This window comes from Microcoleus sp. B3-D2, from assembly GCF_036705345.1.
In the GTDB taxonomy this organism is placed as follows: Bacteria; Cyanobacteriota; Cyanobacteriia; order Cyanobacteriales; family Microcoleaceae; genus Microcoleus.
Genome location: NZ_JAUBUG010000070.1, coordinates 1 through 26,588 on the forward strand (window position 1 = coordinate 1; position 26,588 = coordinate 26,588).

Annotated in this window: 15 protein-coding genes and 1 pseudogene; 9 read left to right on the top strand and 7 right to left on the bottom strand. The window is 45.0% G+C overall.

Translation table 11 applies throughout. From position 1 onward, the window contains the following. Window positions 1-78: 78 nt before the first annotated feature. Window positions 79-1,737 (top strand): annotated as a pseudogene (locus QUB14_RS22565) (SpoIIE family protein phosphatase); the annotation flags it as partial. Window positions 1,738-1,968: 231 nt separating this feature from the next. Here QUB14_RS22565 and QUB14_RS22570 read toward each other — a convergent pair. After that, entirely contained in the window at window positions 1,969-3,192 is a 1,224-nt protein-coding gene (locus QUB14_RS22570; RefSeq protein WP_333219537.1) for a tetratricopeptide repeat protein, read from the bottom strand. Between the two features lie 76 nt (window positions 3,193-3,268). Here QUB14_RS22570 and QUB14_RS22575 point away from each other — a divergent pair, with 76 nt between their 5' ends. Next, entirely contained in the window at window positions 3,269-3,763 is a 495-nt protein-coding gene (locus tag QUB14_RS22575; protein WP_190662213.1) for a WbuC family cupin fold metalloprotein, read from the top strand. A gap of 116 nt (window positions 3,764-3,879) precedes the next feature. Here QUB14_RS22575 and QUB14_RS22580 read toward each other — a convergent pair whose 3' ends face one another. The 4 genes from QUB14_RS22580 to QUB14_RS22595 all read right to left on the bottom strand — a co-directional run bounded on the left by QUB14_RS22580 (window position 3,880) and on the right by QUB14_RS22595 (window position 11,407). Next, window positions 3,880-4,377, bottom strand: a complete 498-nt coding sequence (locus QUB14_RS22580; protein WP_333219534.1) for a hypothetical protein — start codon at window positions 4,375-4,377, stop codon at window positions 3,880-3,882. Window positions 4,378-4,691: 314 nt separating this feature from the next. Further along, on the bottom strand, window positions 4,692-6,500 hold the full coding sequence (locus QUB14_RS22585; RefSeq protein ID WP_333219532.1) for a PAS domain-containing sensor histidine kinase: 1,809 nt from the start codon (window positions 6,498-6,500) through the stop codon (window positions 4,692-4,694). A gap of 20 nt (window positions 6,501-6,520) precedes the next feature. Then, window positions 6,521-9,610, bottom strand: coding sequence for an MASE1 domain-containing protein (locus QUB14_RS22590; protein WP_333219530.1), 3,090 nt, complete (start codon window positions 9,608-9,610; stop codon window positions 6,521-6,523). A 165-nt stretch (window positions 9,611-9,775) separates the two neighbouring features. Further along, the gene (locus tag QUB14_RS22595) at window positions 9,776-11,407 is read right to left on the bottom strand and encodes a serine/threonine-protein kinase (protein ID WP_333219529.1); all 1,632 of its coding nucleotides are present in this window, start codon (window positions 11,405-11,407) and stop codon (window positions 9,776-9,778) included. 533 nt (window positions 11,408-11,940) lie between these two features. Between QUB14_RS22595 and pheT the strand changes: the two genes are divergently transcribed. After that, window positions 11,941-14,385, top strand: coding sequence for a phenylalanine--tRNA ligase subunit beta (gene pheT, locus QUB14_RS22600; RefSeq protein WP_333219527.1), 2,445 nt, complete (start codon window positions 11,941-11,943; stop codon window positions 14,383-14,385). Window positions 14,386-14,648: 263 nt separating this feature from the next. Here pheT and QUB14_RS22605 read toward each other — a convergent pair whose 3' ends face one another. Further along, entirely contained in the window at window positions 14,649-15,221 is a 573-nt protein-coding gene (locus tag QUB14_RS22605; protein ID WP_333219525.1) for a Uma2 family endonuclease, read from the bottom strand. A gap of 159 nt (window positions 15,222-15,380) precedes the next feature. Between QUB14_RS22605 and QUB14_RS22610 the strand changes: the two genes are divergently transcribed. The 3 genes from QUB14_RS22610 to QUB14_RS22620 are packed head-to-tail and all read left to right on the top strand — an operon-like array spanning window position 15,381 to window position 22,357. After that, window positions 15,381-15,650 (top strand): YciI family protein, encoded by a 270-nt coding sequence (locus QUB14_RS22610; protein WP_190662223.1) that lies wholly within the window; start codon window positions 15,381-15,383, stop codon window positions 15,648-15,650. Between the two features lie 13 nt (window positions 15,651-15,663). Then, on the top strand, window positions 15,664-18,699 hold the full coding sequence (locus QUB14_RS22615) for a hypothetical protein (protein WP_333219523.1): 3,036 nt from the start codon (window positions 15,664-15,666) through the stop codon (window positions 18,697-18,699). Beyond that, window positions 18,689-22,357 (top strand): helicase-related protein, encoded by a 3,669-nt coding sequence (locus QUB14_RS22620; protein WP_333219521.1) that lies wholly within the window; start codon window positions 18,689-18,691, stop codon window positions 22,355-22,357. The genes QUB14_RS22615 and QUB14_RS22620 overlap by 11 nt, the downstream gene beginning before the upstream one ends. Window positions 22,358-22,535: 178 nt before the next feature. Here QUB14_RS22620 and QUB14_RS22625 read toward each other — a convergent pair whose 3' ends face one another. Next, window positions 22,536-23,771 (bottom strand): metal ABC transporter substrate-binding protein, encoded by a 1,236-nt coding sequence (locus QUB14_RS22625; RefSeq protein ID WP_333219519.1) that lies wholly within the window; start codon window positions 23,769-23,771, stop codon window positions 22,536-22,538. A gap of 102 nt (window positions 23,772-23,873) precedes the next feature. Here QUB14_RS22625 and QUB14_RS22630 point away from each other — a divergent pair, with 102 nt between their 5' ends. The 3 genes from QUB14_RS22630 (at window position 23,874) to QUB14_RS22640 (ending at window position 26,467) form a co-directional block, all read left to right on the top strand. Continuing rightward, window positions 23,874-24,683, top strand: a complete 810-nt coding sequence (locus QUB14_RS22630) for a metal ABC transporter ATP-binding protein (protein WP_333219517.1) — start codon at window positions 23,874-23,876, stop codon at window positions 24,681-24,683. 140 nt (window positions 24,684-24,823) lie between these two features. Continuing rightward, window positions 24,824-25,720, top strand: a complete 897-nt coding sequence (locus QUB14_RS22635) for a metal ABC transporter permease (RefSeq protein WP_333219514.1) — start codon at window positions 24,824-24,826, stop codon at window positions 25,718-25,720. A 288-nt stretch (window positions 25,721-26,008) separates the two neighbouring features. Continuing rightward, complete coding sequence (locus QUB14_RS22640) at window positions 26,009-26,467, top strand: peroxiredoxin (protein ID WP_333219512.1); 459 nt, start codon at window positions 26,009-26,011, stop codon at window positions 26,465-26,467. Window positions 26,468-26,588 lie beyond the last annotated feature (121 nt).

A 26,588-nucleotide genomic window follows, 5' to 3' on the forward strand; every position in this document is an offset into this window, starting at 1 on the left:
TTATACTCATTTTTTCCCCTGATGTAGTCTGTTTATTTTACCTGCTAGCAGTCTATTTGCCAAATTGAGATGCTCCCAAACTTTGAAGCAATGGACTGGTACGATCGCGCGGTCGCCTCCGCCCGAGAAAACGAGTATCTCAATGAAGAAGCCCTCTCCTACGAACTAGCTGCTAAGTTTTACATATCTAAAAATAAAACTCTAATTGCCAAAACCTACTTGCAAAATGCCCGCTATTCCTATCTCCGCTGGGGTGCATCCGCCAAAGTTAAAGACTTAGATACCCGCTACCCGCAGCTATTGCTGAGACAAACATCAAGAAGCACGAGCGTTTCTGGCACACAAACATCCGTTCGGCCAACATCCACAGGCAGCAGCAGCTCGTTTATGCTGGATTTTACCACAGTAATCAAAGCATCGCAAGCAATATCCGGCGAAGTAGTATTAGCATCCTTACTGTCAAACTTAATTAAACTTACCATTGAAAATGCCGGAGCTCAAAAAGGTTTTCTCATCTTGCTAAACAGCAGGGGCGAACTCAGAATTGAAGCTGCCGGAGACGTTGACGGTTCCGTCCAAGTCCTGCAATCTCTTGCTGTTAATAACAGTCAAAATCTCCCGACATCTATTATCAATTATGTCGCAAGAACTCAGTCAGATGTAGTTTTAAACGATGCCGTCCGCGAAGGAACCTTTACCGCAGAGCCTTATATTGCAATTAATCAACCCAAATCAGTCTTGTGCGCCCCCATCATCAATCAAGGCAAACTCATCGGCATTTTGTATCTAGAAAACAATCTCGCAACTGGCGCTTTTACAGCAGACAGATTAGCAGTATTGAGCATAATTTCTGCCCAAGCTGCTATTTCCCTAGAAAATGCCCAACTTTATCAAACCCTAGAACAAAAAGTAGAAGAACGCACCGCACAATTAGCCCAAGCTAATAGAGAAATATTGGTTTTGAACGAACGGCTAAAAGTAGAAAACCTTCGCATGAGTGCGGAACTAGACGTAACCCGCCGCCTGCAACAAATGATTTTGCCTAAACAGCAGGAATTAGAGTCAATAGAAGGGCTAGAAATAGCTGGATTCATGGAACCGGCTGATGAAGTCGGTGGCGACTACTACGACGTACTAAATTACGGCGGTAAAGCCACAATTGGCATCGGCGACGTGACAGGACACGGTTTAGAAAGTGGCGTGTTAATGATTATGGCGCAAACAGCAATTCGCACTTTGTTGATCCACAATGAAACCGACCCCGTTAAATTATTGCAGACCGTCAACCAAACGCTTTTTGACAACGTAGATCGCATGGATTCCGGGAAAAATATGAGCCTTTCTTTGCTGGAATATCGGGGGGACAACATCCTGCGTTTGAGCGGACAGCACGAAGAGGTGATTGTCGTGCGTTCCAGCGGCGAAGTAGAGCGGATTGATACCATGGAGTTAGGCTTTCCCATCGCCTTGGAAGCAGATATTGCCGATTTCATTGCTACTACTGACATACAATTGAATTCGGGGGATGTTGTCGTACTCTACACAGATGGAATTACCGAAGCTTTTGATATGAAGAAAGATCAATACGGTATCGAACCATTGATTGAAGTTGTTGTCCTTAACAGGGAACAGTCAGCAACAGAAATCAAGCAAGCTGTTATTGACGACGTGCGGCGATACATCGGGGAGCAAAAAGTATTTGATGACATTACTTTGGTAGTAATCAAACAGAAGTAAGTAGGTAGGCACAAATAAACCTTGCTGTATAACCGAATGTACAACTGCCAGAACCGAAAGCCAATAGCTTCGTTTCACTCGCTTTTGACTACTTAAAGCAGATTCTATGTTTATGAAGTACCCCCGCCTATCGTTCTATCCCCGTAGGGAAAAGGCGAAAACCTTTGTCCCTACACTTCATAAACCTGGAATAGGCTGTATGTATTTTCCCACTCATCTACTTAGTTCCGCTCAATTAATCAACTGCTTGAATGCGTCGTGTTCGCGAATTTTTTCTAAATCAGCTTCACTTTTTGCCAACTCTTTACACACATTGGGATTAAGATTGAGGGCGCGCTTTAAATTTTCAATTGCTAATTCAATTTTACCTTGTAAGGCATAACATCGGGCTTTATTATACCAAATTCTGTAAAAGTCAGGCCGGATTTTAGCAGCATTGTCGTAGGAATCAATCGCAGCTTCGTATTTTTGCAATTTGGAGAGTGCCACGCCTCGATTGTTCCAAGCGTCAGTATAATCATTTTTAATTTGTAGGGCTTGATTGTAAGAAATAACTGCTTGTTCGTACTCCTGCATTTTGGAAAAAGCAACGCCTCGGTTGTTCCAAGCATCGGCATAATCGGGTTTGGCTTGAATTGCCTGTTCGTAACAGCCGATCGCCTCTTGGTACTTCTGCAACTCCAACAATACCACGCCTCGATTGTTCCAAGCATCGGGATAATTCGGACGAATTGTAGTAGCTTGTTCGTAAGAGGCGATCGCCTCTGGATACCGCTGCATTCTCGTGAGCACTACTCCTCGGTTATTCCAAGTATCGGCTAAATCCGGCTGAATTTGCAGGGCCTGATCGTAAGCTGCGATCGCATCTTGATAACGGTTTTCAAAGAAACAAGCATCTCCCTGTTTAGCATAGTCGCCGGCCGTCAATAACTTTTGGTAATTGCCATAGTTAACCGGAGCAAATTCTTGAATTTGGGCATCGGGGAATAAAAGGTCTGTTTCTGCCTCTGCCGGATGACTTTGCTGTTGAATTTCGCCTAAGATAGTTTCAGCGTCCGAAATTAATAGTTTTAATTGAGAGATTGTATCGTAATGGAGACTTTCAATTTCTTGGCGGGCCATTGTTGTCTGCTTGGCCAATTTGTTCAACAGAAACCAAACCCCGACTCCGGCTGCTGTCGGAAACAAAGTTAGGGCAATTATCAGCCCGTTCAGCAGTACCGCCGTGCGCCCGAAAGCAATGTCAACTTCTTCTTGAACTCGATCGCGAATTTCTTCTTTAACTTGCTGCTGTGGGAATTCCTGCTGAATTAACAGTGCCGGCCTCGGTTCAGAGGCAGAAACGCTACTGGCGCAGACTAGAATAGTCGAAAGGGCGATCGGGCTAATACTTTTTCTAAAGATACTTGACAAACGCATTGCCTTAGTGATACGCACCTGAGTTGCGATTTCCATGTGTCAAGAGATGCTGATAACGATGATCCCAGACTAGCCCATTTGTTCAAAAACTATTAAATACAGGATATCTGTTGTGCAGTCCCCTCCGATCAAATTGCTGACGCAAGAATTGCTAGACGAAGTTGCCGCTTCCTCCCGCCGCAGTCCCCGACAGCGACAAAACTACAATTTCCACGACGATTTGTCTGAAAAAGTGCAGCGGTTTGTCAACGTGTTGCAACCGGGCACTTACGTCCGCCCTCACCAACACCTGCGCCCGCCTGCAATTAACGGTTTTGAGTTTTTTGCCGTGATTCAAGGAGAAGTCGGTATTGTTATTTTGAACGAAAACGGTCAAATCCTGCGCTCCTTGCGAGTCAGCGCTGCCGGCCCGACTCGCGCTGTCGAACTTCCAGAGGGTACTATTCACACGTTAGTAGCTTTGGCACCGGATACTGTGATTTTGGAGTTCAAGGAAGGGCCTTATGACGTGGCGGCAGATAAAGGCTTTTTGGCAGGTTTTCCTGCTGAGGAAACGGCGGCGGCGCGAGAATTAGTCCTGATTTGGGAAGCGGAATTTAACACTTGACTAAGGACTGATGACTGTTGACTGTTGACTGATGACTGTTGACTGTTGACTGTTGACTGTTAAAAATCTAAAATCTAAAATCTAAAATCTAAAATCTAAAATCGATGGGCTGATTACTAATTACTGATGAATCTAATTGTCGTCATCCGATTGTATAAATCGGGGGCGGTGCGAATGATTTTTCTCAGAAGATCATCAGTCACCCAAAAGACGAGGGGAAACGAAAATGCTTTGCTGAATTCGCTGCATAGTAGGTTGGTAGAAACGAGCAATCTATCGATCGCCTCCACTGATTCCAAACCGAGGAGCATTAAAGCTGGAGGCTTTTCGCCGTCTATTTCTGCTGCAATTGTCGTGTAGAGAGTTGTCGCCGATTCGGACAAAAGCAGTTGCTGCGGTTTCACGGGACAATTTACTTGCAGCCGATCGACTATTTGCTGCCGCAAAGTTAGCGAGTTGCAGTTGACTAAAACGAAAGAAAAGTAACCTTGGGAAAGACGGAGCGCCCGCATTAAAGTTGAGAACGACCGCTCGTTATATTTAGCTGAGTCGTACTTAGCTGCATCGTCTTTAGCTGTATTTTCTGAGCTTTGCTCGACAAACATAAATTGCATATTTTTTATCTAGTTTTAGAGATTTTCTAGATTAAATGATGTTTCTAAAGAAAATGTAAAGATCGGAAATTTATTTTTCGTTTAAAAACTTTGGGTAAGTATACCACGGTTTTAAATTAATATCAATAGTCTGATCGAAATAGTCCGATCGACAGATTTGGCTTGAACCACTCAAAAAGCACCTGCGACGGCACAACAAAAGTATAGCCGCAGGCAGAAGGAAGAAGCATATTTCGCAAGGGTTTCAGCAATTAATAACGTTCTAAATATCTGGGACGATTGCTAGATTAAATGTAATTAAAAATACAAAAAAATTACCGGAAATTCTCAGCCAGCGGCAAAGTAAACCAAAAACTTGCCCCAGCACCGGGAGTGCTAATTACCCCAATTTGGCCGCCGTGAGCACCAATAATTTGCCGACAAAGATATAGACCCAAACCCAAACCGACGGAGTGTCGGGAGCGATCGCCCCTAACGTAAAGGTCAAAAAGATGTTCGCACTGTTCCGGCAATATTCCCACCCCGTCATCTTCAACGGTACAGTAAATCATGCTACTTGGGGAATTGGGGATTGGGGATTGGAAATTGGTAATTGGGGATTGTGGATTGGTAATCGGTAATTTGTGGATGTCTTGTTTTGCTGTGCTTTGATTTATAATTAATTTTCCCGCCTTGATTACTTGAGCCGAAACTGTTAAATTTAGTCCCGGCAGATTGTGTTTCAAAGCATTAGCAATTAAATTAGAGAATACGCGCCACAACTGAGTTTTGTCAGCATTCACGGCTGGCAAATTATCCGGCACCAAATTTTTAAAAGTAGCTTTACCCTCATTCATTAAAGGCTCCAAATCTGTCGCAGCAGCTTCAACTACCGCCCTCAAATCAACGGCATCGCAGTGCAGAACCAAACCGCGCAATTCCCCGGCGTGAACTTCCAACAGCGAATTTATCAAGCGCAATTGCTGCTCGCTACCTTGAATCATCCGCTCCAAAACAGAACGGGGAATTGCGATCGAATCCCCAGGTTTCGTCTGCCAATTTTTCAGCACCATTAACATTCCCGCCACCGGGTTTCGCAAGTCGTGAGAAAGAGCGTGGATAAACAGCCGCAGCGATTCTTGTGCCTGTTTTCGCTGCGTGATATCCTCAATTAAACCCTCATAATAAAGCACGGCGCCGCTGCTGTCGCGTACCGCCCGCGCCTTCTCAGAAATCCAGACAATACTGCCGTCTGAGCGGTAAATTTTAGATTCAAAATCCGATACTGTGCCGCTTTTCTCGATCGATCGCAAAAACTCATTTCTGCGAGCCGGATCGACATACAACTGCCGCTCGATATCAGTAAACTTTGCCGTCACTTCTTCGGGAGAATCGCAGCCGTAAATCCGCGCCAAAGCAGGATTTGCAGTAATGTACCGGCCGTCGGGAGTGCTTTGAAAAATTCCCTCGCCGGCATTCTCAAAAATGCTGCGGTACTTCGCTTCCGCCACCTCCAACTGCTGGTAAGCAGATTCCAACTCACGCCTCGTACTAAACTCTTTCCGTTGCAGACATTCGTACCAATAAACCGACAAATCGCAAATCAAACAAAACCAAAACAAATATAAGTAAAACCCGGTCAACTTAAAAGGAGTATACTTAGCAAAACTTAGATTTAAAACCAAATTTATCCCGACGTGGCAACACAAAACGCCGAGTTGAGAAATCAAATGGAGGCGCCAGCGGACGGGCATCAGCGTAGCTTGGATCAGAAACGCTAAACTCCAGGTAAAAATTGGTAATTCCCCGGCTTGTGCGACAGCTAACCCAAGCTGTACAATCACCGTCAGCGACCACGAAAAACCCAAAAATAGCAAACCGGGATAGCGCTGTCCGAAGGAGGTTTTTTGCAACACAAAACAGGTCAACAAACCCAATTCTACAGCAGCGCTCGTGTACAAATAAACACTTTTAAACTCCTGGCGAGCGAAGAATCTTTCGCCAAGAAAATAGACAGTTATTGTGAAGGCAAAAAAGATGGCAATTCCCACAGCAGGGCGCAGCCGATCTCGGAGGAAGCGATCGCGCCACACCTCATAAACCGTTAACCCCTGAACAGATTTTGCGTTGCCCAAATAGCTCATACCATTTTAGATTTTAGATTTTAGACTGGCAAAGAGCGATCGTCCGAGTTGACAGCAGGTAGCGAAAACCAGAAAGTCGAGCCACCTCCGGGAGTGCTTTCGACGCCGATTTCGCCGCCGTGAGCTTTGATAATTTGCTTGGACAGGTACAAGCCCAAACCCAGCCCTGTTAATTGTCGGCTATTAGGGTCGTGAACGTAAAGTTCAAATAGAGATTCCCGCTGTTTGGCGCTGATTCCCACTCCATTATCTGTTACAGTACAGCGAACCATTTTTACGGTGACTCCGGGCAATTTGCTGCCGATATTGCCAATTTGCCCCTGATAGCGAGGCATTTTGCCACTGCCGTCGAGGTTAAATTTGGTCAGGGTTTCCTGATTTTTCTGGGTGGTCTCGCCTATCCTAGGACGATCGCCCCCAGAAGATATCCGGTTAGCGATACAACCGGCGAGCTGAGTATTTTGAGATGTTAAAACCTGTGAATTTTCTTCAAAAATTAGCGTTTTTTCAACTTCTATTACTTCGGCTTTAAAAGCGATATTGACTCCCGGATGATTGTGTTTAATAGCATTAGTCAACAGATTTTCCAACACCCGCTGCAAGTGTTTGCTGTCGCCATAGACTCTCGGCAAATCCGTCGGTATTTCCTGAGTCAAAGTTGCTTGGTTTTTGGCCAGTATCGGTTCTAAATCGCCAACAATTTCTGAAGTTAAAGACTGTAAGTGCAGCGGTACAGTATTGAGAACAATACCTTTGACCTCGCTAGCGTGAGCGTCGAGCAGGGCATTAACCATAGTCAATTGGTGTTCGCTGGCTTGAACGATCCGCTCCAAAATCGATCGAGAAACCGGAACATCTTGTAGAGAATCAGAGGCCGATTTGTTGAGCAAATTTTTCAGCAGTATTAACATTCCCATAACTGGAGTGCGGAGATTGTGAGAAACTGCGTGCAAAAATAGGTCTTTGAGGCGGTTGCTTTCTTGCAGTTCGTGCATTTTTTGCTGTAGTTGGCGGGTGCGTTCCTCCACTTGAGATTCCAAGTTGGCATTGAGAGCTTTTACCTGCTGCAAAAGTTGGGCTTGCTGGAGAGCGATCGCCACTTGGGTAGCGAGTTTTTCTAACAAATCAATTTCAAATTCCTGCCACTGGCGGGACCCGGAGCACTGGTTGACGGCCAAGATCCCGAACAATTCATCGCCCAGGACGATCGGCACATTTAACGTCGCTCTAATTTGATAGTCGCTGTATATTTGGGCAACTGCACTGCTGAGTTGAACGCTAGCAGTATCGGAGATAGATCGGACACGGTTGGTGGCATAAAACGTTCTCAAGTTTTCGAGCTGATTCTCATCAGCGAGCACCCACCCGAGAATAGAACGGCATTGGCTTCCCACAGACTCAGCCACAACCTTACCGTACACCGGGCTAGGAAGATGTACCCCATGCGCGTCCACAATACCGATGAAAGCGCGGTCTGCCTTGAAAAATTGCCGGACTTCGGCAACAGTAGTGTTGAGAATTTCTTCGAGGTCGAGGGAGTTGCGAATTCGCAGGGCGATTTCTGAGAGCAAGCGATCGCGATCGGAGGACGCCCGCAAAGCGGTTTCCGCGCGGTGGCGTTCGGTAACGTCTTGGACTGTGGCTGCGATCGCCCCTGACTGAATGGCCGACTGTTCGCAGACAGTGCGTTCGGAGCCGTCTGCCAGCACAATTCGGTAGTTAATGCAATAAGGTTTGTGCTCAAACATAGCTTGGCGCTGCGATCGCGCCACCAATTCTCGGTCTTCTGGATGTACCGCCTGCAAAAAAACTTCTGGTGTCGGTTTGACAGTTCCCGGAACAAAACCCAAGAGGCGGTAAAGTTCGTCCGACCACCGCAATTCGCTGTTGGGTGTACAGTGTTCTGACGATTCCTGAAAGTTCTCAGTTGCTGCGACGGCGGTGCAATTTAAATCCCAATTGCCCAACTGAGCGATGCGCTGAGCGTTCGCCAGACTAGCTTCGCGCGATCGCAGCGCCGCCGCCGTGCGGCGCACCTCAAAAAGCGCTTGCTGGCGTTCTGCTACGGCTGCCGCCAACATCAGAGCCACAAGGGCGATCGTACCGGTAAAAGCTTGTAAAAATAACACCGCTTGTTTGAGATTATCGCTTTTGGCGAAAAACGGGCCGCCTCCCTGGACTGCTCCCAAAATCGCGATGTAAGACACGATCGAATAAGCAAAAATCGCTCCCGGCGGTTGAAACCGCAGGGCGGCCCAAACTATCAGAGGAAAAGGCAGATACTCCAGCGGATACTGAGCGATCGCCGCCTGTGTTTTCGAGCAAAAAAACAGCCAGCTAACGCTCAGCAATAGAGTCAGCCAGAGCGCTATTTCTGAATAATTAATAATTAAGAATATAAGATTGTAACGGTTTTCAGTTGCAGGAAATTTGTGTGTGCGATTAGCAATTGTTAGTTGGGAATTAGTAAGTGATAATTGATTATTCTGTCTTTTAAAAAGTGCGATAAAAGTTGAAAAAATGGGGGTTTTTAAGGGAAATTTAAAACTCTTAACGGCGTGGTTTAAAGTCAGCAGCACTGGCGTCACGAGCAAAATTCCCATGCCGTCTCCGAGCCACGTAGTCCACCAGTTGCGAGAGAAATTGCTCCACTGAGCCCAACCAAAAATGCACGTTCCCAAGTTGCCGAGGATAGAGCCGAGGAAAGTAGACCCGATGACAGCGCCCGCCACTAAAGCCAGAACATCTCGCAATCGATCGAGTTTGGTAGAAAATCCGCTCTCCCTCAGCAAAGCCTCTCCAGCCAGCGCTTGCAGGGTGACGCTAAAGGCCGATGTGACAATTACAGCCGACGGTATACCGCCGGTAGAGTTTAACAGCACCGAACCGAGGACAATTCCCGGCCACATCCGTCGTCCTTGCAGTAGCAGTGCCGCTAGAGCAATACCGGCGGGCGGCCACACGGGGGAGGGTTCGGCTTTCACCAGTCCCAGCATCGACACTGCGAGTTTTCCGGTAACAAAGTAGGCCAGGGCCAGGATGCCGGTGTACAGAAGCATTCGAGTGCGGGGGTTGAGCAGTTTCATGTTGAGTGCGATCGAATCCTCCATTCCTAGTTTTTAATTTAGGCGGCATTGGGGCGATCGAACTTCCTCCTGACGACTCACCTGACTGGGGGAGTGGGGAGTGGGGAGAGTGGACGACTGGGAGAGTGGGAGAGTAGGAGCATTTTTTCTTCTTCCTTCTTCCTTCTTCCTTCTTCCTTCTTCCTTCTATTAAAATCCAAAACTCCGTTTGCCATCCGGCTTAACAGTAAGCCAATTGGTCTTTGCCATTGCCAGTTGTTCCTCAGAAACTGTAGCGTTCGTAAGATTTGCCCCGCACAAATTTGCTCCCCGCAAATTCGCCTTAGTCAAATAAGCCCCCGTCAAGTCAGCACCTCGGAAATCCGCGCCTTCAAAATTGGCAGTGCTGCAATAAGCCTCAGTCAAGTTAGCATCTCGCAAATTCGCCTGAATTAACCTCGCGTGACCCAAATTTGCCCCCGACAAATCCGCTGCTTGCAAATTTGTCTTCACCAACCTAGCCTGATAAAAATTCCCCCCCGCTAACTGGGCTTTTTGCAGTTGCAGGCCAGACAGTTCGCAGTCAGCAAAATCGCGCTTGCCTTTAAAATATGCCGCTCGCACGCTGTTGGTGTCCCACTTAGGAGCAACTTTCGATACCTTTGACGCTGCTAAATTGCCGCTAGAAGGTCCAACGGTTCCGAAAGTTCTGCCGGACTCAGCCAGACTTCGGGAAACTCTCGGCTGCATCCCCGTGTTCCCGGATTGCGTGAAGGAAGTTCTACCAATGCGGCTTTGATTCGATCGTAAATCTTGATTGATTTTGCTCCTCGGCGGTGACCACGAAGAACCCTCGTCATTAAATATTGTCGGTTCTTCAACTGTACGAGAAGAGGCGTTGAATTGAGTTGCCAAGCCATCCATAAGACTTGGGTCTTCAAATTCGCCGGAGAGAGCTCTGAGGACATCTGCTGCCGATTGGAAGCGGTGCCCAACCATAGGCTTCAGCATTTTTTCGAGAATCCGCGCAAAATTTGGACTCACCTGAACATGGGGCTGCCAAACAATTTCGCCGGTTACTCCATCAAAATCTAAATCCTTGGGCGATTTTGCTGTCAGCAAGTACAAGCAAGTCATGCCCACCGCGTAGATGTCGCTGGCAAATATCGGCCGCAGCGCCATTTGTTCCGGGGGGGCAAAACTAAATGTGCCGACTGAAAATTTCGTGTTGGCGCTTTGGTCGGCGGGGTCTAATAATATTGTTTGGCTAACTTGGTCTTTTACCGCTCCGAAGTCAATCAGAACTAAGTGGCCGTCTTGAACTCGGCGAATAATATTTGCGGGTTTGATGTCTCGGTGAATTACTCCTTGGCTGTGGATATATTGCACTACTGGCAGAATTTCTAATAGAAAATTTTTAACGTCGGATTCGTTGAAACGGCCTGAGTGCTTGACTTCTTGTTTCAAAGTCGAGCCTTTAACATACTCTTGAACTAAGTAAAATTGCTGTTCCGTTTCAAAATAGTCTAGCAGCCTCGGTACTTGCGGGTGGTCGCCCAGTTGGCCGAGGGTTTTTGCCTCTCGCTTGAATAATTCCCGCGCCATTTCTAAAACTCGCGGCGACGAACTACTGGGTCGCAGTTGCTTGACTACACAACTCGGTTGACCTGGCAATGAGATGTCTTTTGCCAGAAATGTAGCTCCAAAACCTCCTTGGCCTAACGGTTCAATGACTCGGTAGCGAGCGCGCAGCAATAACCGCGCACCGCACGTCTGACACTGGAGAATAGAGTCAGCAGGGTTTTGAGGATGGGGACAGCCCGGATTTACGCAGTAGCTCATATTGATTGAGTTTGCCTATGTTGTTCTGATCTTGTCAGCGTCGCTCGACTGCACAAATTGCCTGTTCCTGCTTCTGGTAGAAATACTAATCTATCAGTTGTCGGCTGGCCGTGCCTTCGATGGCGAATTGGAATTGCACCTAAGTCTTTTATGCCGATATCTTTTCCCTATTTTGATTATCTCGCTGGTCTGAGTTTTTTCGGTTGATTATCCTTGAAGATAGTTTAAAGACTTGCTAAAGTTGTCCTTTTTTGTGTAAAGTCTTTCTAAACTTAGATGCTTTTTACGTTTTTAGATGTCTCTAGCATACCTCATTCTCTGAAGGAGAATGCTACTCATCCCCCAGTAGACATCGACCTTTGGGCATATTCCTCCTTTTTGCTGATGTGTACCATAAGAGTATTGACAAAATTGAATTAGTATGCTAGGAAAAGCTTTCCCGAATAAATTCTGGGATTCAAAAGTCGTAGCCTGTCGGCGCCGACTAATGACTAATAACTACCGAACACTGACAACTAACTACTGACTAAATTATGCGTATATCTCTAAAGTGGCTCCGGGAATTAGTGGATGTGGCGATATCCCCGGAAGAATTAGCCGAAACCCTGACAATGGCTGGGTTTGAAGTGGAAGAAATTGAAGACCGCCGCCCGTGGGCAAGCGGCGTAGTTTTGGGCAAAATCATTGCCTGCGAACAGCATCCGAATGCAGACAAATTGAGAGTTTGTCAAGTGGATGTGGGTTCATCAGAAGCTTTGAATATTGTTTGCGGCGCACCGAACGCTAGGGCAGACATTTACGTGCCTGTCGCTGTTGTCGGCACTTATTTATCGACTATTGATTTAAAGATTAAACCAGCTAAATTGCGCGGCGTTCCTTCCGAAGGAATGATTTGCTCTCTGGCGGAATTGGGACTGGCGAAAGAATCAGCCGGGATTCACATTTTTGAGTTAGAAAATCCCGAATTGGGCAGCGATATTCGCCCGCTTTTGGGTTTAGATGACGTGATTTTAGATTTGACCGCAACTGCCAACCGTGCTGACGCTTTGAGCATGGTGGGTGTAGCGCGGGAAGTGGCGGCGCTGACTGGGGCGAGTTTGAGAATTCCCGCAGCGAATGATGTGGCGATTGAGGGCAAAGAAAGTCCTGGTTTGGCAGTAGAAATATCAGAACCGCAAGGCTGCCCGATTTACATCGGCACCGCAATTGAAGGTGTGAAAATTGGTGCTTCTCCAGCTTGGTTGCAGCAGCGGTTGCAGGCGGCGGGAGTGCGGCCGATTAATAATGTGGTGGACGTAACTAATTACATTTTATTGGAATGGGGACAACCGCTGCACGCTTTCGATCGCGATCGCCTGCAATCTTTCACCGGTACTCAAGATATAAGCATCGGCGTCCGCTTTGCCAAAACAGGCGAATCCTTCAAAACTTTGGACGGACAAAACCGCAATTTGCAAGCTCAAAATCTGTTAATTACTGCTAGCGACAAACCTGTTGCCTTAGCTGGAGTAATGGGCGGCGAAGATACGGAAGTTCATGAAGGAACGCAAAATTTAGTCTTGGAAGCAGCGATTTTTGACCAGGCAACGATTCGCCGTTCTGCGCGCGCTCAAGGGCTGCGTAGCGAGGCATCGATCCGCTACGAGCGGGGGGTGAATCAGGCGGCTTTGACGACGGCTTGCAACCGCGCAGTAGCCCTAATTTTGGAGTTGGCTGGAGGCACTGCGACGGTGCAGAAAACGGCGAGTTCGGGGGAGGATTTGAGTTTTTCGCGATCGCTCGAATTGCGTTTAGACCGAGTAAATCTGGTTTTAGGGCAGTTGAAAAGAGGAGAAACCGGCGGTTCTAAATATCTGGAACCGGAAGAGGTGAAAAACATTCTCACCGCCTTGGGATGCGAAGTTGTTCCAACGGAAAAAGAGCGGGTTTGGAATGTGACGGTGCCGCCTTACCGCTATCGCGATTTAGAAAGGGAAATTGATTTAATTGAAGAAGTTGCCAGACTGCACGGTTATGACAATTTCTGCGATACTTTGCCCAGCAAAACGGAACCCGGTTATTTGTCGCCGGAATACGCAGCAATTCGCAATGTGCGATCGGCTTTTCGGGCGGCAGGTTTGACGGAGTTGATGCACTATTCTTTGGTGAAAACTGAGGGAGACAATCAGGTTGTGCTGGCGAATCCGCTGTTTGTGGAGTATTCGGCTTTGCGGACAGAAATGCTGTCGGGTTTGATTGATGCTTTCGGGTACAATTTGGAACAGGGAAATGGGGCACTAAACGGTTTTGAAGTCGGCCGCATTTTCTGGAAAGATGGGGATGCAATGAAGGAAGCCGATGCAGTGGCGGGGATTATCGGCGGCGATCCGACTGTGTGGAAATGGCAGCAGGGAGGGCGCGATCGACCTTTGACTTGGTTTGAGGCCAAGGGGGTTTTGGAAAGCGCGTTTCAAGAGTTGGGTTTGTCGGTAGAATATCAAAGCGATTCCTCGAATACACGCTTGCATCCGGGCCGCACCGCTGCGTTATCGTTAAACGGAAAACATTTAGGAGTTTTTGGACAGTTGCACCCGCAATTGCAGCAAGAAAAGGATTTGCCTGAGCAGGTTTACGTGTTTCAATTAGATTTGGCGGTGCTGTTAAGTCCATTAGGGCGATCGAACAACTTAACTCGCAAATTCGCAGGGTATTCAAGTTTCCCCGCTTCTGACAGAGACATTGCATTTTTCGCACCGGCTGAAGTTCCGGTTGTAGAGATGCAGAGTGCGATGAAAAAGGCGGCGGGTAGTTTGCTGGATTCCGTGGAACTTTTCGACGAATATCGGGGCGACAACGTGCCGGCGGGACAGCGGAGTTTGGCTTTTCGGTTAATTTACCGCGCGGGCGATCGAACATTAAGCGAAACTGATGTCGAACCGGCACAACAAAAAGTACGCGATGTTTTAGTTGAGAAGTTCGGCGTTAGTTTGAGAAGCTAAAATAGGCTGCTACTCACCAATGGAGGCCGCCAGGGAATGAATTCCCTGGCTCAAAGCTAAAGTCCTCTAAAGAGGACTAACAGGACTTACCCATTACAAGGTAAATGTGCCATTTTGAGCATGAGCAAAGCGAAAATATCAAATTTTTGCAATAAAGCCGTTTAAAGTGCATAATTGCTAACTAATGAACTCTTCAGTCCTCTTGAGAGGACTTCAGCTTTGAGGCGGGGGTTTCAACCCCTGCCGGACTCAGGGAAAAAGCGTTAAATTGACACCAATGGCCGCAACATCTCCCGCACAAAAAAAGAACAATCAGGAAACCGCAAAAGAGAAATACTATCACCATCCGCAAGAATCACCCTACTTTGATAACCATCCTGACTCGGTTCTCGAAAAACGTGGAGTTGCCGATTATTCACATCCAAAACCCAATAATCAGTAATTCCCGACTCAGCATAAATTTTCGCTTTAATCCCGCAATCCGTTCTCAGCGTAGTATCCGCAACTTCAATAATCAGATAAATTTCCGAAGGAATTGGATGGTGGTCTTCATAGTAAAGTGGATCTGGTATAACTACAGAAATATCCGGTTCAGGTTGCGAGTAATTATTCATCCGAACCGGGTCTTGCAGCCGCACAAAAATCTGTTCTCCTAAACGGTTATCCAGTAATATTTTCGTGCGCGCAATGGCCACACCGTGAGCTGTTCCCTTTGCTGCCCTCTTTACTATCTGTCCTGCTAGTAATTCCACCCGTTCATCTTCGTCAAAAATACCAATTTCCGTCATCCGGTCATATTCATGAACAGTCAGCAGACGAATGTCTAATAAAGTCATAGTTGTCTCCTCCTATCTAACAATCCCAACTCTTCCCCTCTCCCTCTGCGCTCTCGGTGCGCTCTGCGGTTCACTAATCTTATCTTAAAAACTTTTGTTAAATCCTGCTACTCTTATTGTACAATAACTTTTAAACAAATTTATCCAAGGCTCAAAACCGTGACCAAATATGTAATGTGGGGAAGTTACTGCGAAGACGTTCTAGAAAAACGCGCTCCCTTTCGAGACGCTCATTTGGCCGGACTTGCCAAACAAAAAGAATCGGGTGTGTTAAGTACGATCGGGCCAACCAAAGATTTAACAAAAGTTTTTGCAATTTACGAAGCCGAAGATGAGGCGCAGGTGCGACAATTGGTGGAAGCCGATCCTTATTGGGTAAATGGGGTTTGGACTGAGTACGACGTGAAAGAGTGGATTCAAGCTTTTTGAAGGGGTTAACAGGGTGAACATCTTAGGATTGGATGACAGCGATTTAGTTCCAGTTGACTATGGCGATTTGCTGGACAAGATTTTAGAAATTTTGCAATCGAAAAACCCGTTTAGCGTATCAGAAGACAACCGCCGCTTGCTAGTTGATATTGACACCATTGCTGCGGATGTTTCCAACAAGCAAGTGCGGCAACCCCTGGGTTCTTGGGAACGTCAAGCACATTCTGCTACTGTTAACTTACCGCCGGAAATTGAGGAGCGTTTTGGCAGTCAAGTTAGACAGATTCAACAGTGTTTGCGGCAGCAATTAGAATTTAAACGGCCACAAAATACTTCTATTGAAAGGTTTGTCGCTAGTTTGATTAGTCCCTTAGACTCACCCTCTTTTCGGGGAAGCGGCCAAGAGTTAGGCTTTAAATACGATTTTGGCACCCGCCACCCTTCTTTAGAAAAAGAAAGGCTAACTTTGGAAAGCCGAGGTACTGGAAGCCATGCAGCTTTAAAATTGCATAAATTGACCGTTACCGTCCGAAATACTGATATTTTTGAACAAGAACTCAAGCAGGGTTTGCAAAACTATATCAATGAAAATGCCGAGACTAGCAGTGAGAAAGAAGACCTTAACCACCGTCTTGATGAGATGGTTAAAAATCCTGACTCGGATTTTCACAAATTAATCCGACTGGTAGACAAAGAAACTCTCGGCCAAATTCAAAAAGAAGCTAAGATTACTTACTTAGAGTATCTGCTAGAACACATCCGCGCGAGCAGCACAGATACTGTAGGTATCATCTATTTAGAAGACTTAATTCGCCGCCTCAGATTAATAGAAGAATACATCAACGATCCAGGTAAATCTGATGGCGACTACGAAGTTAATTATGCTGGAGTTCGAGTTAATTACAGAGAGATATTTGCCCGATCAGAATTTTTAGATGCACTGCCCATTATTCCTATTGTATCAGGTTACTTGGGAGAAAGTACGGACAATTATCGTAACGAGCGTAAGTTTATCTTTGGCCTCAAAATCAAATTTGATAACTCAGTTCAAGCGCGCGGCGGAAAAGATGTATTTGAGTATTATCTGAACCTGCTAAATCCCGACAGTGAAGAACATCAAGCAGAATTTGATGAGGATTCTAATCCCGAAACCTTCGTCCGCAAACTGTTAAAAATAGCATTGCTCTACTATTTTGTGCTGGCTTCCCGCAATGACCCACTAGCACAAAATTACGACCCGGAATCTGAACTAAATCATCAGCCTATAGCCCTATTTGAACAAAGAGTATTGCCCGTTTTGCAAGGTTCTAACGATGAGCAAAAAAAAGAGCTTTTTCGCAACTTTATTAAAGGGCTTAATCAGTTTAACATAAAACACAAAATTACGCATCTGAGAAGAATGCTAAAAGGCTTTCTGGAGCGTCAAACAATTTTACCAACCCGCACAGAAACGCGACACGTAAACCTCAAAATAGGTCTGGTAGAAGATATTGACAATATTTTGACGAATGGTAAATTTTTTAATGACATTATGGAGCGAAATTACAAGCAAACGCTTCATTATATTACCGTCAAAGAACCTAGTGTCGATGAAAAATCTCTTTGTCAGCTACCCGTCAATATCAGCATCGAAGATGTCCGGTATTTCCCAACTGATGAACGCCAAAATTTTAGCATGGAATACAATATCAAAGACGTTGATATTTTGCCTGTAGCTTCAGTTCCCGAAAGTCGGATGAGTGCATATAACAATTTTTTCAAACAGTATAAGTTGCTGTTATTCCGGTATAACAACCGACGACTGGACAGTGGCGATACAGGTTTACAACCGGCGGCGGCTTTTGTCTATAAGTTTACCATGTTGCTGCTGTCCTATATCTGTCTGAGGATATTGCTCGAAAACACTGCAGACAACTTGTTTATTCCGATGGTGAGGCTCCACGAAGGTGACGACAAACACCCTTCGCCATCAGAAAAATTTATGGCTAACCTTTCTAAAACATTGTCTCATATTTTGAGTGAAAAACAACGCTCAACTTCTCAAGGATTTCGGATTAGAAAAACGCCCAATGGTTACACAATTCGTAACGGTTTGAGTTCCCTGTATTCAATCCTTCCTAAAAAGTTTCGATTCGATGATAATGTACAGCTAGCTCCTGAGTTGGATAAATTGGCAATTATTGTCGTTTCCAGCCGGGATAGTGATGCGAAAAGAAGCAATCAAAACCGCTTCCAAAGACAAGCCAGCTTAATCGGAGAAATTGTCGGAATCAATCGCCTAGATGACAGTACAATTCAAGTCGAAATGCTGAAAACACTTTCCGAGAATTACAGTGTCAGCCGTCTTTATTCTGAGCCGTTAATCCTTGAAGATGTCATGAGCCAGCTTTATCAGCAAGGATATCGGAATTTCGCATATATTTCGCAAGCACCTTACATGAGTACGCTGCACATTACTAAGACTGAGGAAGATGAGGAATTGTCTTTCATGTCCAAAAAACTTCTCCGAACTTTGAAGGGAGAGAGGCGAGATATCAAGATTTATCCGATATTTTTTGATAAATACTATGTCCGCAGTTTCCTAGGCGATAAGGGAAAATCCTTTTACATTCAGGATGCAATGGAGCTTGAAAGCTTGTTTGCAGATACCAGTCAGCAAGCTGTGATGTTTTTCAACTTGTTTAACGGAATTAGAGTCAGGGAGGAAAAGAACTTTTATAACGGTGTCATTTCCTACTCGACTCTGTTGAATATCTATCAAGGTATCCTAGACGATCAAGATATTCGTGAAGGTTTGATTTATGATGGCGCAATCAAAAATACTTTGCTACATTATCTAACAATATTCCACTTTTCTCGGTATGAAGCTCGTCACAATATTAGTTTAAAACTTGACCCCTACGAGCGAATTATTGGCGATGAATCGGTGGGTGCTTTATCTGTATTTAGTCATGCTGGCGGTAGTGCGGATTTTAATTCCCTGGCATTTTTGAATAAGGTAAGAGAAGTCTTGAATGTGGATGAGGGAGGTATTAATCATGATTGGTGAAGATTGTGGACGGCTGTTTGAGGTGGGCTTTAATATTGGGATTCTGGCGTATATTCAGCGTGAAAATATAGCTCACAATTTCGGAGATTCCTACCGTCTCGATTTGCAGAAACTAGAATTGCCAAAGATGATGGCGGAAATAACTAGGGAAGCTAATCTCCTCGGTAGTTTGGATGCTAAAATTGTTGAGAAGTGGAGTCTATTTTTTGTCCAAAAAGGCTTTATTGGTGGGTTGAATTTCTTCCGGGAGTACCTCACATCTACGGGCTGGACTTTAAGGTTATCGCAAATCTTGTATTTTCAGTGCAGTTTGAGTTGTGCTAACAGTATTAGAACCCAGAATGACGATGAGACAGAAGTTTTTAAAGCGTTTAAGAAGGTATTATCTCAGTTTGAAACAGCGCAACCAAATTTCTCAGACGATGAGATTAACTCCTACATCCGCCGCTACAAGAAAAAAGGCGAGTTTTTGCAAGCTGATACCCTGATTTTGTTGCAAAATGGTAAGGATTTTAGAATTCTGTGCGTTGATTTGTCTGTGTTTACTCCTCCGTTGACTTCGGAAAAAGTCGATAATCTCAACGAAATAGAGGTGATGCGGAAGTCTTTGCTCAGAGAAATTAGCTATTTGCGATCGAAAAGTGTTTTTTCTAATCTGCGAATCGATACTAGCACTTTAGGTATTGACTTTTCGGAGGGTTTAAACCGCTATTTTACGGCTTTTAAGTATAAGGATAAGGAAAGCGCTAAGTTGATTCAGGCTGGTAGCTACGCTCACAGCTTCTACGGTTTTCTGCAAACGACTGGTATGATTCCTGATGGTGCTGAGGTGTTGTTGAATGTTGTCGGTTATAGCGATCGCACAATCAGCGCAATTTCCCTCCGCAGTGATAAAATTGACATCTTGGCGAATTGTGCCAAAATTTACCAGAATGAACCCAAAGGTAAAGAGATTAACGATGCTCGCGGCGATGTTTTAGATACGATTCAACTCAACGCAGCTCGCAGTTTTCAAAATGGCAAAAAGTTTGTCAGCGATTTGTTGACAATTGGCAAAAGTTCTACACCTGTACGTAATACAGAGCGGATCGATAACTTTGTCAATTCCCTAGATATTATCTCAGATAAACTGGCCGATAACTTGCAGATCGATCGCGGATTACATCTGAGAAATGCTCACGCTCAATTGATTGTCAAAGCACTGCAATCTGAGGAAACTTACGTCTTTTTGACTGGGAATCCGGGAATTGGAAAAACTACTGCGATCGCAAAATTCCTAAAAGACCATATGGATGATGGTTTCTTATTCCTATACGTCAGTCCCCGCAAGCAAGTAAACTTAGATATTATCGAAAAATTTAAAGATAAAAATACGGGTTTGCTGTGCGACGATCGATTATTTTGTATCAACACTAACGCGGATATCATCAAAAGCAATTCAGGATACTGTACCGTCAAGTACGCATCGAATAGCTATCGCGAAGATTTCCCCAAAAAAGCTGTTCGCTTCCTCAAGGATAATTCAGAAATTCAGAGGACGGAATATCATCAATCCGAACTTCAAAAAAAGGGAGAAACAGTAATTAAACCCGTTAATCTCAAAGGAAATGGAGTGCTTAAGAGCATTTGCGAGGGTATATACGCGCTGCTCAATAGTCAGGTCTCTAATAATATCGTAGCTACGGTTTCTATTCAATCAGTGAAGATGAAAGAAAACCGACAAAATACCCTAGAACATTTAGATAAAATTTTTCAAGATACTTACAATAAACGGGACAAACGGGTCATTCCCGCTAAGATGCAAGAAATCTCCAGTCGCCTCAAACATATTTTCATTATGATAGATGAAATTACAGGAGATGGTGGTGGCGTTGAGTTTTTAGCCGGAATTGCCAAGATTGTCAAAAAACATGATTTGCACAAGCGAGAACACGGCTTTAATACTAAAATTATTGTCGCAGATGCTTCGATAGTTGACCCTGATGTCATCAAACAACACCTTGATAACACGTCACCGGAACCGGACAAAATCTATTTTAAAAAGTTAGCTAGAGATTCGGAAGAAATTCAACATTTACAAATTATTACTTTTAAATTTAACAATCTACCTGCAAAGGTGATTAATGCGAATTCCTACCCGGCGCGCAGTTTAGATATCACTTACAAGGTATTTGTAGAAAGTGTTAAATATCAGGAAGATGCGCCTTTAAAACAGAATAGTAATTTAGTAAAGCGGGTACAGTCTGAAATAATTGAGGATATCAATCAGCGATTAGCAATCCCCGGTGTGGAACAAATTATAGTATATATTCAAAACAAGCAAAGATTGGCAGAATTAATTGAAAACATTAAAGATAGTCGCGAAAAGTTTGAGCCTTTTACCGATTATCTGGAAATTCACGCTAATATCTCAGAAGAGGAGAAAGAAAAAATACAGGAATACAAAAATACAGCTAAAGTAATCTTTATGACTGCATCGGGAAGTCGTGGACTTTCTTTCCCAAAAACTAAGCATATTTTAGTGGATATTCCCCGCTTCCAAATAGAGAAAAATCTGATGGAAGTGATACAGGTAATTTATCGGGGACGCGGAGAATATGACAACGGTAAAACCCTTGATGGTGAAGACAAAGAATTGGTTTTTTACCTATCTGATACCGCAGTTTATTACGCTGATGATGCGGAACTTTCCCTGCAAGAAAGCAAATTGAGTTTGTTGAATTTATTGCTAATTCTCAAGACGGCGGTGATGACGCGAATTTCGGGATACGGTTATTTAGGTAGGGAAAAGTTTTTGATGATTCCGATTGGCGGTAAGTCGGTTTCCGCAGTAGGGGATACTTTTAGCAGCAAAATGGCTGCTCTAATTAAGACATTAAAGAGCGAGAGCCAGCGAGGAAATATGTTGTTTAAGGAGGTTTATACGAGTCTGGAACAGCTTTTGGGTCGCGGGGAGTTTGTTTTGACAAATTGTGATAAGTCTCGTCAAAAAGGCGATTCCTATCTGGAAATGCGGGAGGATTTTAATCGTAAATTTTTGGAAAAGTGCAATCCTCTTGATGGTTTGTTGAGCTATGATAATTTAGAACTCGGTCATGTTTGCGGTAGTTTGTTGATCGTACCTCTAGCCGATCGCACTTTGGTAGAAACATACCAGATGCCGCTTCATCGAGAAATTAAGGAATGTCTAGAGAAGAAGTTGCTGCACAAAATGCGTCTAATTAGGGATAGCGATTCGTCCCCGGAGAATGTGATATCGGCAATTAGAGGAGGTGCGATCGAGTTATTGCAATTTCTCAACAGCGAAGTCGAGAAAACTCAGTATCTTGAGCAGCAGAGTCAGCAGTTCGATCGCTATTATGCCATACCGCTGTTTGCTTTTGTCAGCGGGGAGGAAATGCAGGAGTATTTTGCTGACAGCAGGCTGGAAGAACCGGAAGACAGGAGGTTTCGGGATATTTTGTCGGCTTATGTGCGATCGCTCTACCCTGTAGATAGTGTAATGCCGATCGGGCACAAGTATCGAGATTTCCCATTTATCGTGTTTAGAAGCTACAGTTTAGAGCAAAGTAGAGAAAAGATTTTTACAGATAAATATCTTTTAAGTTCCAACGAGTTGAACGTGCTTAATTTAATTTTGTCGAAGCAGGTAAACTGAAACTTGTAGGGTGCGTCATACAATTTTAGATTTTAGATTTTAGATTTTAGATTGGGAATCAAGAATGACTATCGGGGCTTGGAGTTTACCTACAGTTGCATTCTTGTTTGAAACTGCTATCAGTTAGCTGTCACCCTATCCGCACATAAAATAAAACTCTTCAGACGCACCCTACTTGCTACTTGCTAACTTCAAACGGCGTGTATTTCCCCCCCAAAGCTTCGACGATGGCGCGAGTATTAGCCGACATCATTTTCACATAAGAATCGCCCTCGCTTCCCGCCGCCCCAATCGAATCCGAATAAAGTTGCTGCGCCGCCAATTTCACCCCCGCTTCCTCAGCCACTGTTCTAATCAGTTGCGGGTTAATTGTAGTCTCGGCAAAAATAGCAGGAACTCCCGCAGCTTTCACGGCTTCTACTAACTTTTGCACCGTTTGAGCGCTGGGCTGTTCCTCGGTACTAATCCCGATCAAACTGTTAGCATCTCCCAATCCGTAGGCGCGGCTGTAATATTGAAAAGCATCGTGACTTGTGACTAATTTGCGCTGATTTTCCGGAATAGTTTTAATCTCTTGTTCGATCCAAGTATCCAAACGTTTTAACTCTTCAGTAAGTTTCACAGCATTCTGCGTAAACTTCTCCCGATCTTCCGGCGACAGGTCGATTAGCGCATCCCGAATCGCTTCCACCATTTGAACTACATTTTCCACATTTCCCCAAACGTGCGGATCGGGTACGGTATTGCCTTCTTTATTCAGTAGCAAAGGCTTGACGACTTCCCCCACTGCTAATTTTCGCGCCTTAATTCCGGCGGCATTCATCATCCTAATTAATCCAGGTTCCAAATTGTAACCGTTATACAAAATTAAGTTAGCTTTTTCTAAAGCTTGAGAATCTTTTGGCACCGGTTCGTAAACGTGAGGATCGGTTCCCGGCTGCAAAATTCCTGTTAGCTGAACTTCGCCGCCGGCTACTCGATCGGTCAAATCCTCAATAATTGTGCTGGTAGCAACTACCTTGGGTTTAGCATCTGCCTCTGGAGATAGGCGATCGCTCTGGGTTCGAGCGCAACTAAATAAACCCAAAGTCAAAATGCCGCAGGCAATAGTTCTGATAAAAAATACTTTGGACTTGTTCAATCCAGGGCGGGAGGTTTCAATCCCCGACTCACTGCTAAACTCTCCTTGATAGGATTGCTTCACAATTGCCGTCGCTTTTAATTCACATCTGACACCATTCTCAATAACCCTTGTCTGGGCGGGCAGGATGCCCACCCCACCAGAAAACTCACTCTTTGTGGAATAGGCATCTGGCCTGTGATTGAGAATTGTGGAAGATATGAGTTTTAACCGACTTGAGATTTTCGCCGCCAAACCTATAGTTTGAGGGTTTTCGAGCTTGCACTGTCGCATTATCTACCTCTGGTGCGTTGCAGATTATTCCTATTTACCGATGATTTCATATTCTTTTCATTTTTACAGTAAACTTAATAAAAAGGAGATAGAGTCACCGCAATGAATACCGCCGCCTTCCCCAACGAGAATCCTTGGTCTAAAATGGTTTGCCACCTCAAAGACAGCGCTACCGACACTGAAATTATCACTGTTAAGCACCTAGCAGTAAACTACCGCACGGTAGAGGCACTCAAAGATATCAGTCTTTCCGTCAAACCGGGAAGGCTGACGGGTATTATTGGGCCCAACGGTGCCGGCAAAAGCACGCTGATTAAAGCAATGTTGGGCTTAATTCCGGCAGCTCGCGGCACTGTTACCTGGGGCCAAGAAGCGATCGCCGATCGACTCGAAATAGTAGCCTACGTGCCGCAGCGATCGCAAATTGACTGGAACTATCCCGCCACCGTTTGGGATGTCGTCATGATGGGAAGAGTCAGAAAAGCCGGATGGTTTCGCCGCTTCTCGGCAGCTAGCCGCCGCACCGCTGCCGATGCCTTAGAAAGAGTTGGCATGAGTGCTTACAAAGACAGACCGATCGGACAACTTTCCGGCGGACAGCAACAGCGAGTATTTCTAGCTAGAGCATTAGCCCAAGAAGCCGCTATTTTCTGCTTTGATGAGCCGTTTGTCGGCGTTGACCAAAAAACTCAAAATATTATTTTTGACATCTTCCACCAGCTAGCAAATGCCGGAAAAATCGTCTTAGTAGTCAACCACGACTTAGGCGAATCAATCACCAATTTTGATGATTTAATTTTGCTAAATACAGAATTAATTGCCGCTGGTTCCCGCCAAGAAGTTCTAACAAAAGAAAACCTTTACCGCGCCTACGGCGGACAAGTAATGTTCTTTTCCGGACAAGCAGCTTAGTTAGCCAGCAGTCATTAATTTAGGAGTTACGCTCTCGATCCCGGTTTATTGGGTAATATTGGGTTTGGCAACGATAAATATCGGAAAAAACCCGATTGCTTTGGGTGTTAGTCATTAGTTAATTGTTATTTTATCGTTTTATGCTACAAACCTTAATTGAGCCGTTGCAGTACGGATTCATGCAGCGATCGCTCGTAATTGCCATTCTCGTCGGCATCGTCTGCGCGATCGTCGGCAGCTACCTAATGGTACAGCGGCTGGCCTTGCTCGGAGACGCCATCAGCCACTCGGTTTTGCCCGGATTGGCGATCGCATTTATCCTCGGAGCAAACATATTTATCGGCGCGTTCATTGCCGGAGTTTTGAGTACAGTAATCATAGCTTGGATCAAAGCTCGATCGACAATCAAAGAAGACGCGGCAATGGGCATCGTATTTTCAGCCTTCTTCGCCCTCGGCATCACCCTAATTACGATCGTCCAAAAAGACAACAAAATCGACCTCAACCACTTTCTTTTCGGCAACATCCTCGGCGTTACCCCCCAAGATGCGATCGACACAGCCGTCATAGTCGCCGTAGTCTTATTAGTTGTAGTAGTCTTTTACAAAGAACTGCTATTTTACACATTCGATCCATTAGGAGCGCAAGCAACAGGTTTGCCAGTAAACCTGCTCAACTTCGGACTGATGGTACTCATCGCCCTCACCATAGTTGCCAGCCTCAAAGCAGTTGGCGTAGTGCTAGTCTTGTCCCTATTAATTACACCCGCAAGTACCGCCTATCTCCTAGTCACTCGCTTGCATCAAGTAATGATTTTAGGCGCAATAATCGGAGTTATTTCCAGCATTAGCGGAATGTATCTCAGCTACTTTTATAACTTGCCATCCGGCCCCGCAATAGTTTTAGTTGCATCGGGATTCTTTGTGTTATCATTGCTGTTCAGTCCTACTCAAGGAATCCTCACGCAGCCACGCACACACTCCGGCCAAATTCCTCCAATCTGGCGGGAATTAAAAAATTTAACTAAAGGCCGATAACAATTAACTTTGTAGTAACGCTTCAGCGCCGCCCCTCGCATTGTTAATCAGAATCTTGGTTAATCCCCGTGGATGTGTGGTTCAAAAAAGCCTCTTCAATTAATCCCCGTAACTGCGAATAGCGGGAAGCATCCAGATTTTGTAAAAACGGTTTTTTTAGCAGTGCGAGAAAGCAAAAATGGGATGCTGTCGAATTGCCAGATCGCAACTATGAACTATTGCTCAAAAAAACTGTACAATAACAAAAGTTAAATTTTCACCCAAACAGAGCTACTCAGTTAAAAAAACATGACAGTCAAAGTAGGAGACACCGCACCCGATTTTACCTTACCATCTCAAACTGGCACATCAGTCAGCCTCAAAGATTTTAAAGGTAAAAAAAACGTCATAGTCTACTTTTATCCCAAAGATGACACACCCGGATGCACCACCCAAGCTTGCGCTTTTCGAGATAGTTATGAAGTTTTCAAAGACGCAGGTGCAGAAGTCATAGGAATTAGCGAAGATTCGCAACAATCGCACCAAAAATTTGCCTCCAAGTATCAGCTACCCTTTACACTGCTGAGCGATAGTGGCAACAAAGTGCGGCAATTATACGGAGTTCCACCTACACTGTGGATTATGCCCGGTAGAGTAACTTATGTCATTGACAAAGAAGGCGTTGTCAAGCATATTTTTGACTCCATGTTAGACTTCAAAGCACACGTTGCAGAAGCACTCAAAACTTTAGACACCATCAAAATTTAGATGGATGTGCTTAAATATATTGTTGGTAGTGAGGACGAAAGTCCTCAGGGCTGTTTCGGGGCAACCACGGGGGGATTGCCCCTACGGAAAACCAGGATTTTGTAGGGGCGGTGCCCCCGTG

What these genes read in the sequence shown, in the direction of transcription:
- QUB14_RS22585 (WP_333219532.1), bottom strand. Translation starts at nt 6,500, where the DNA reads ATGAGCTATTTGGGCAACGCAAAATCTGTTCAGGGGTTAACGGTTTAT.
- QUB14_RS22570 (WP_333219537.1), bottom strand. Translation starts at nt 3,192, where the DNA reads ATGGAAATCGCAACTCAGGTGCGTATCACTAAGGCAATGCGTTTGTCA.
- QUB14_RS22635 (WP_333219514.1), top strand. Translation starts at nt 24,824, where the DNA reads ATGCTACAAACCTTAATTGAGCCGTTGCAGTACGGATTCATGCAGCGA.
- pheT (WP_333219527.1), top strand. Translation starts at nt 11,941, where the DNA reads ATGCGTATATCTCTAAAGTGGCTCCGGGAATTAGTGGATGTGGCGATA.
- QUB14_RS22590 (WP_333219530.1), bottom strand. Translation starts at nt 9,610, where the DNA reads ATGGAGGATTCGATCGCACTCAACATGAAACTGCTCAACCCCCGCACT.
- QUB14_RS22580 (WP_333219534.1), bottom strand. Translation starts at nt 4,377, where the DNA reads ATGCAATTTATGTTTGTCGAGCAAAGCTCAGAAAATACAGCTAAAGAC.
- QUB14_RS22625 (WP_333219519.1), bottom strand. Translation starts at nt 23,771, where the DNA reads ATGCGACAGTGCAAGCTCGAAAACCCTCAAACTATAGGTTTGGCGGCG.
- QUB14_RS22620 (WP_333219521.1), top strand. Translation starts at nt 18,689, where the DNA reads ATGATTGGTGAAGATTGTGGACGGCTGTTTGAGGTGGGCTTTAATATT.
- QUB14_RS22640 (WP_333219512.1), top strand. Translation starts at nt 26,009, where the DNA reads ATGACAGTCAAAGTAGGAGACACCGCACCCGATTTTACCTTACCATCT.
- QUB14_RS22605 (WP_333219525.1), bottom strand. Translation starts at nt 15,221, where the DNA reads ATGACTTTATTAGACATTCGTCTGCTGACTGTTCATGAATATGACCGG.
- QUB14_RS22595 (WP_333219529.1), bottom strand. Translation starts at nt 11,407, where the DNA reads ATGAGCTACTGCGTAAATCCGGGCTGTCCCCATCCTCAAAACCCTGCT.
- QUB14_RS22630 (WP_333219517.1), top strand. Translation starts at nt 23,874, where the DNA reads ATGAATACCGCCGCCTTCCCCAACGAGAATCCTTGGTCTAAAATGGTT.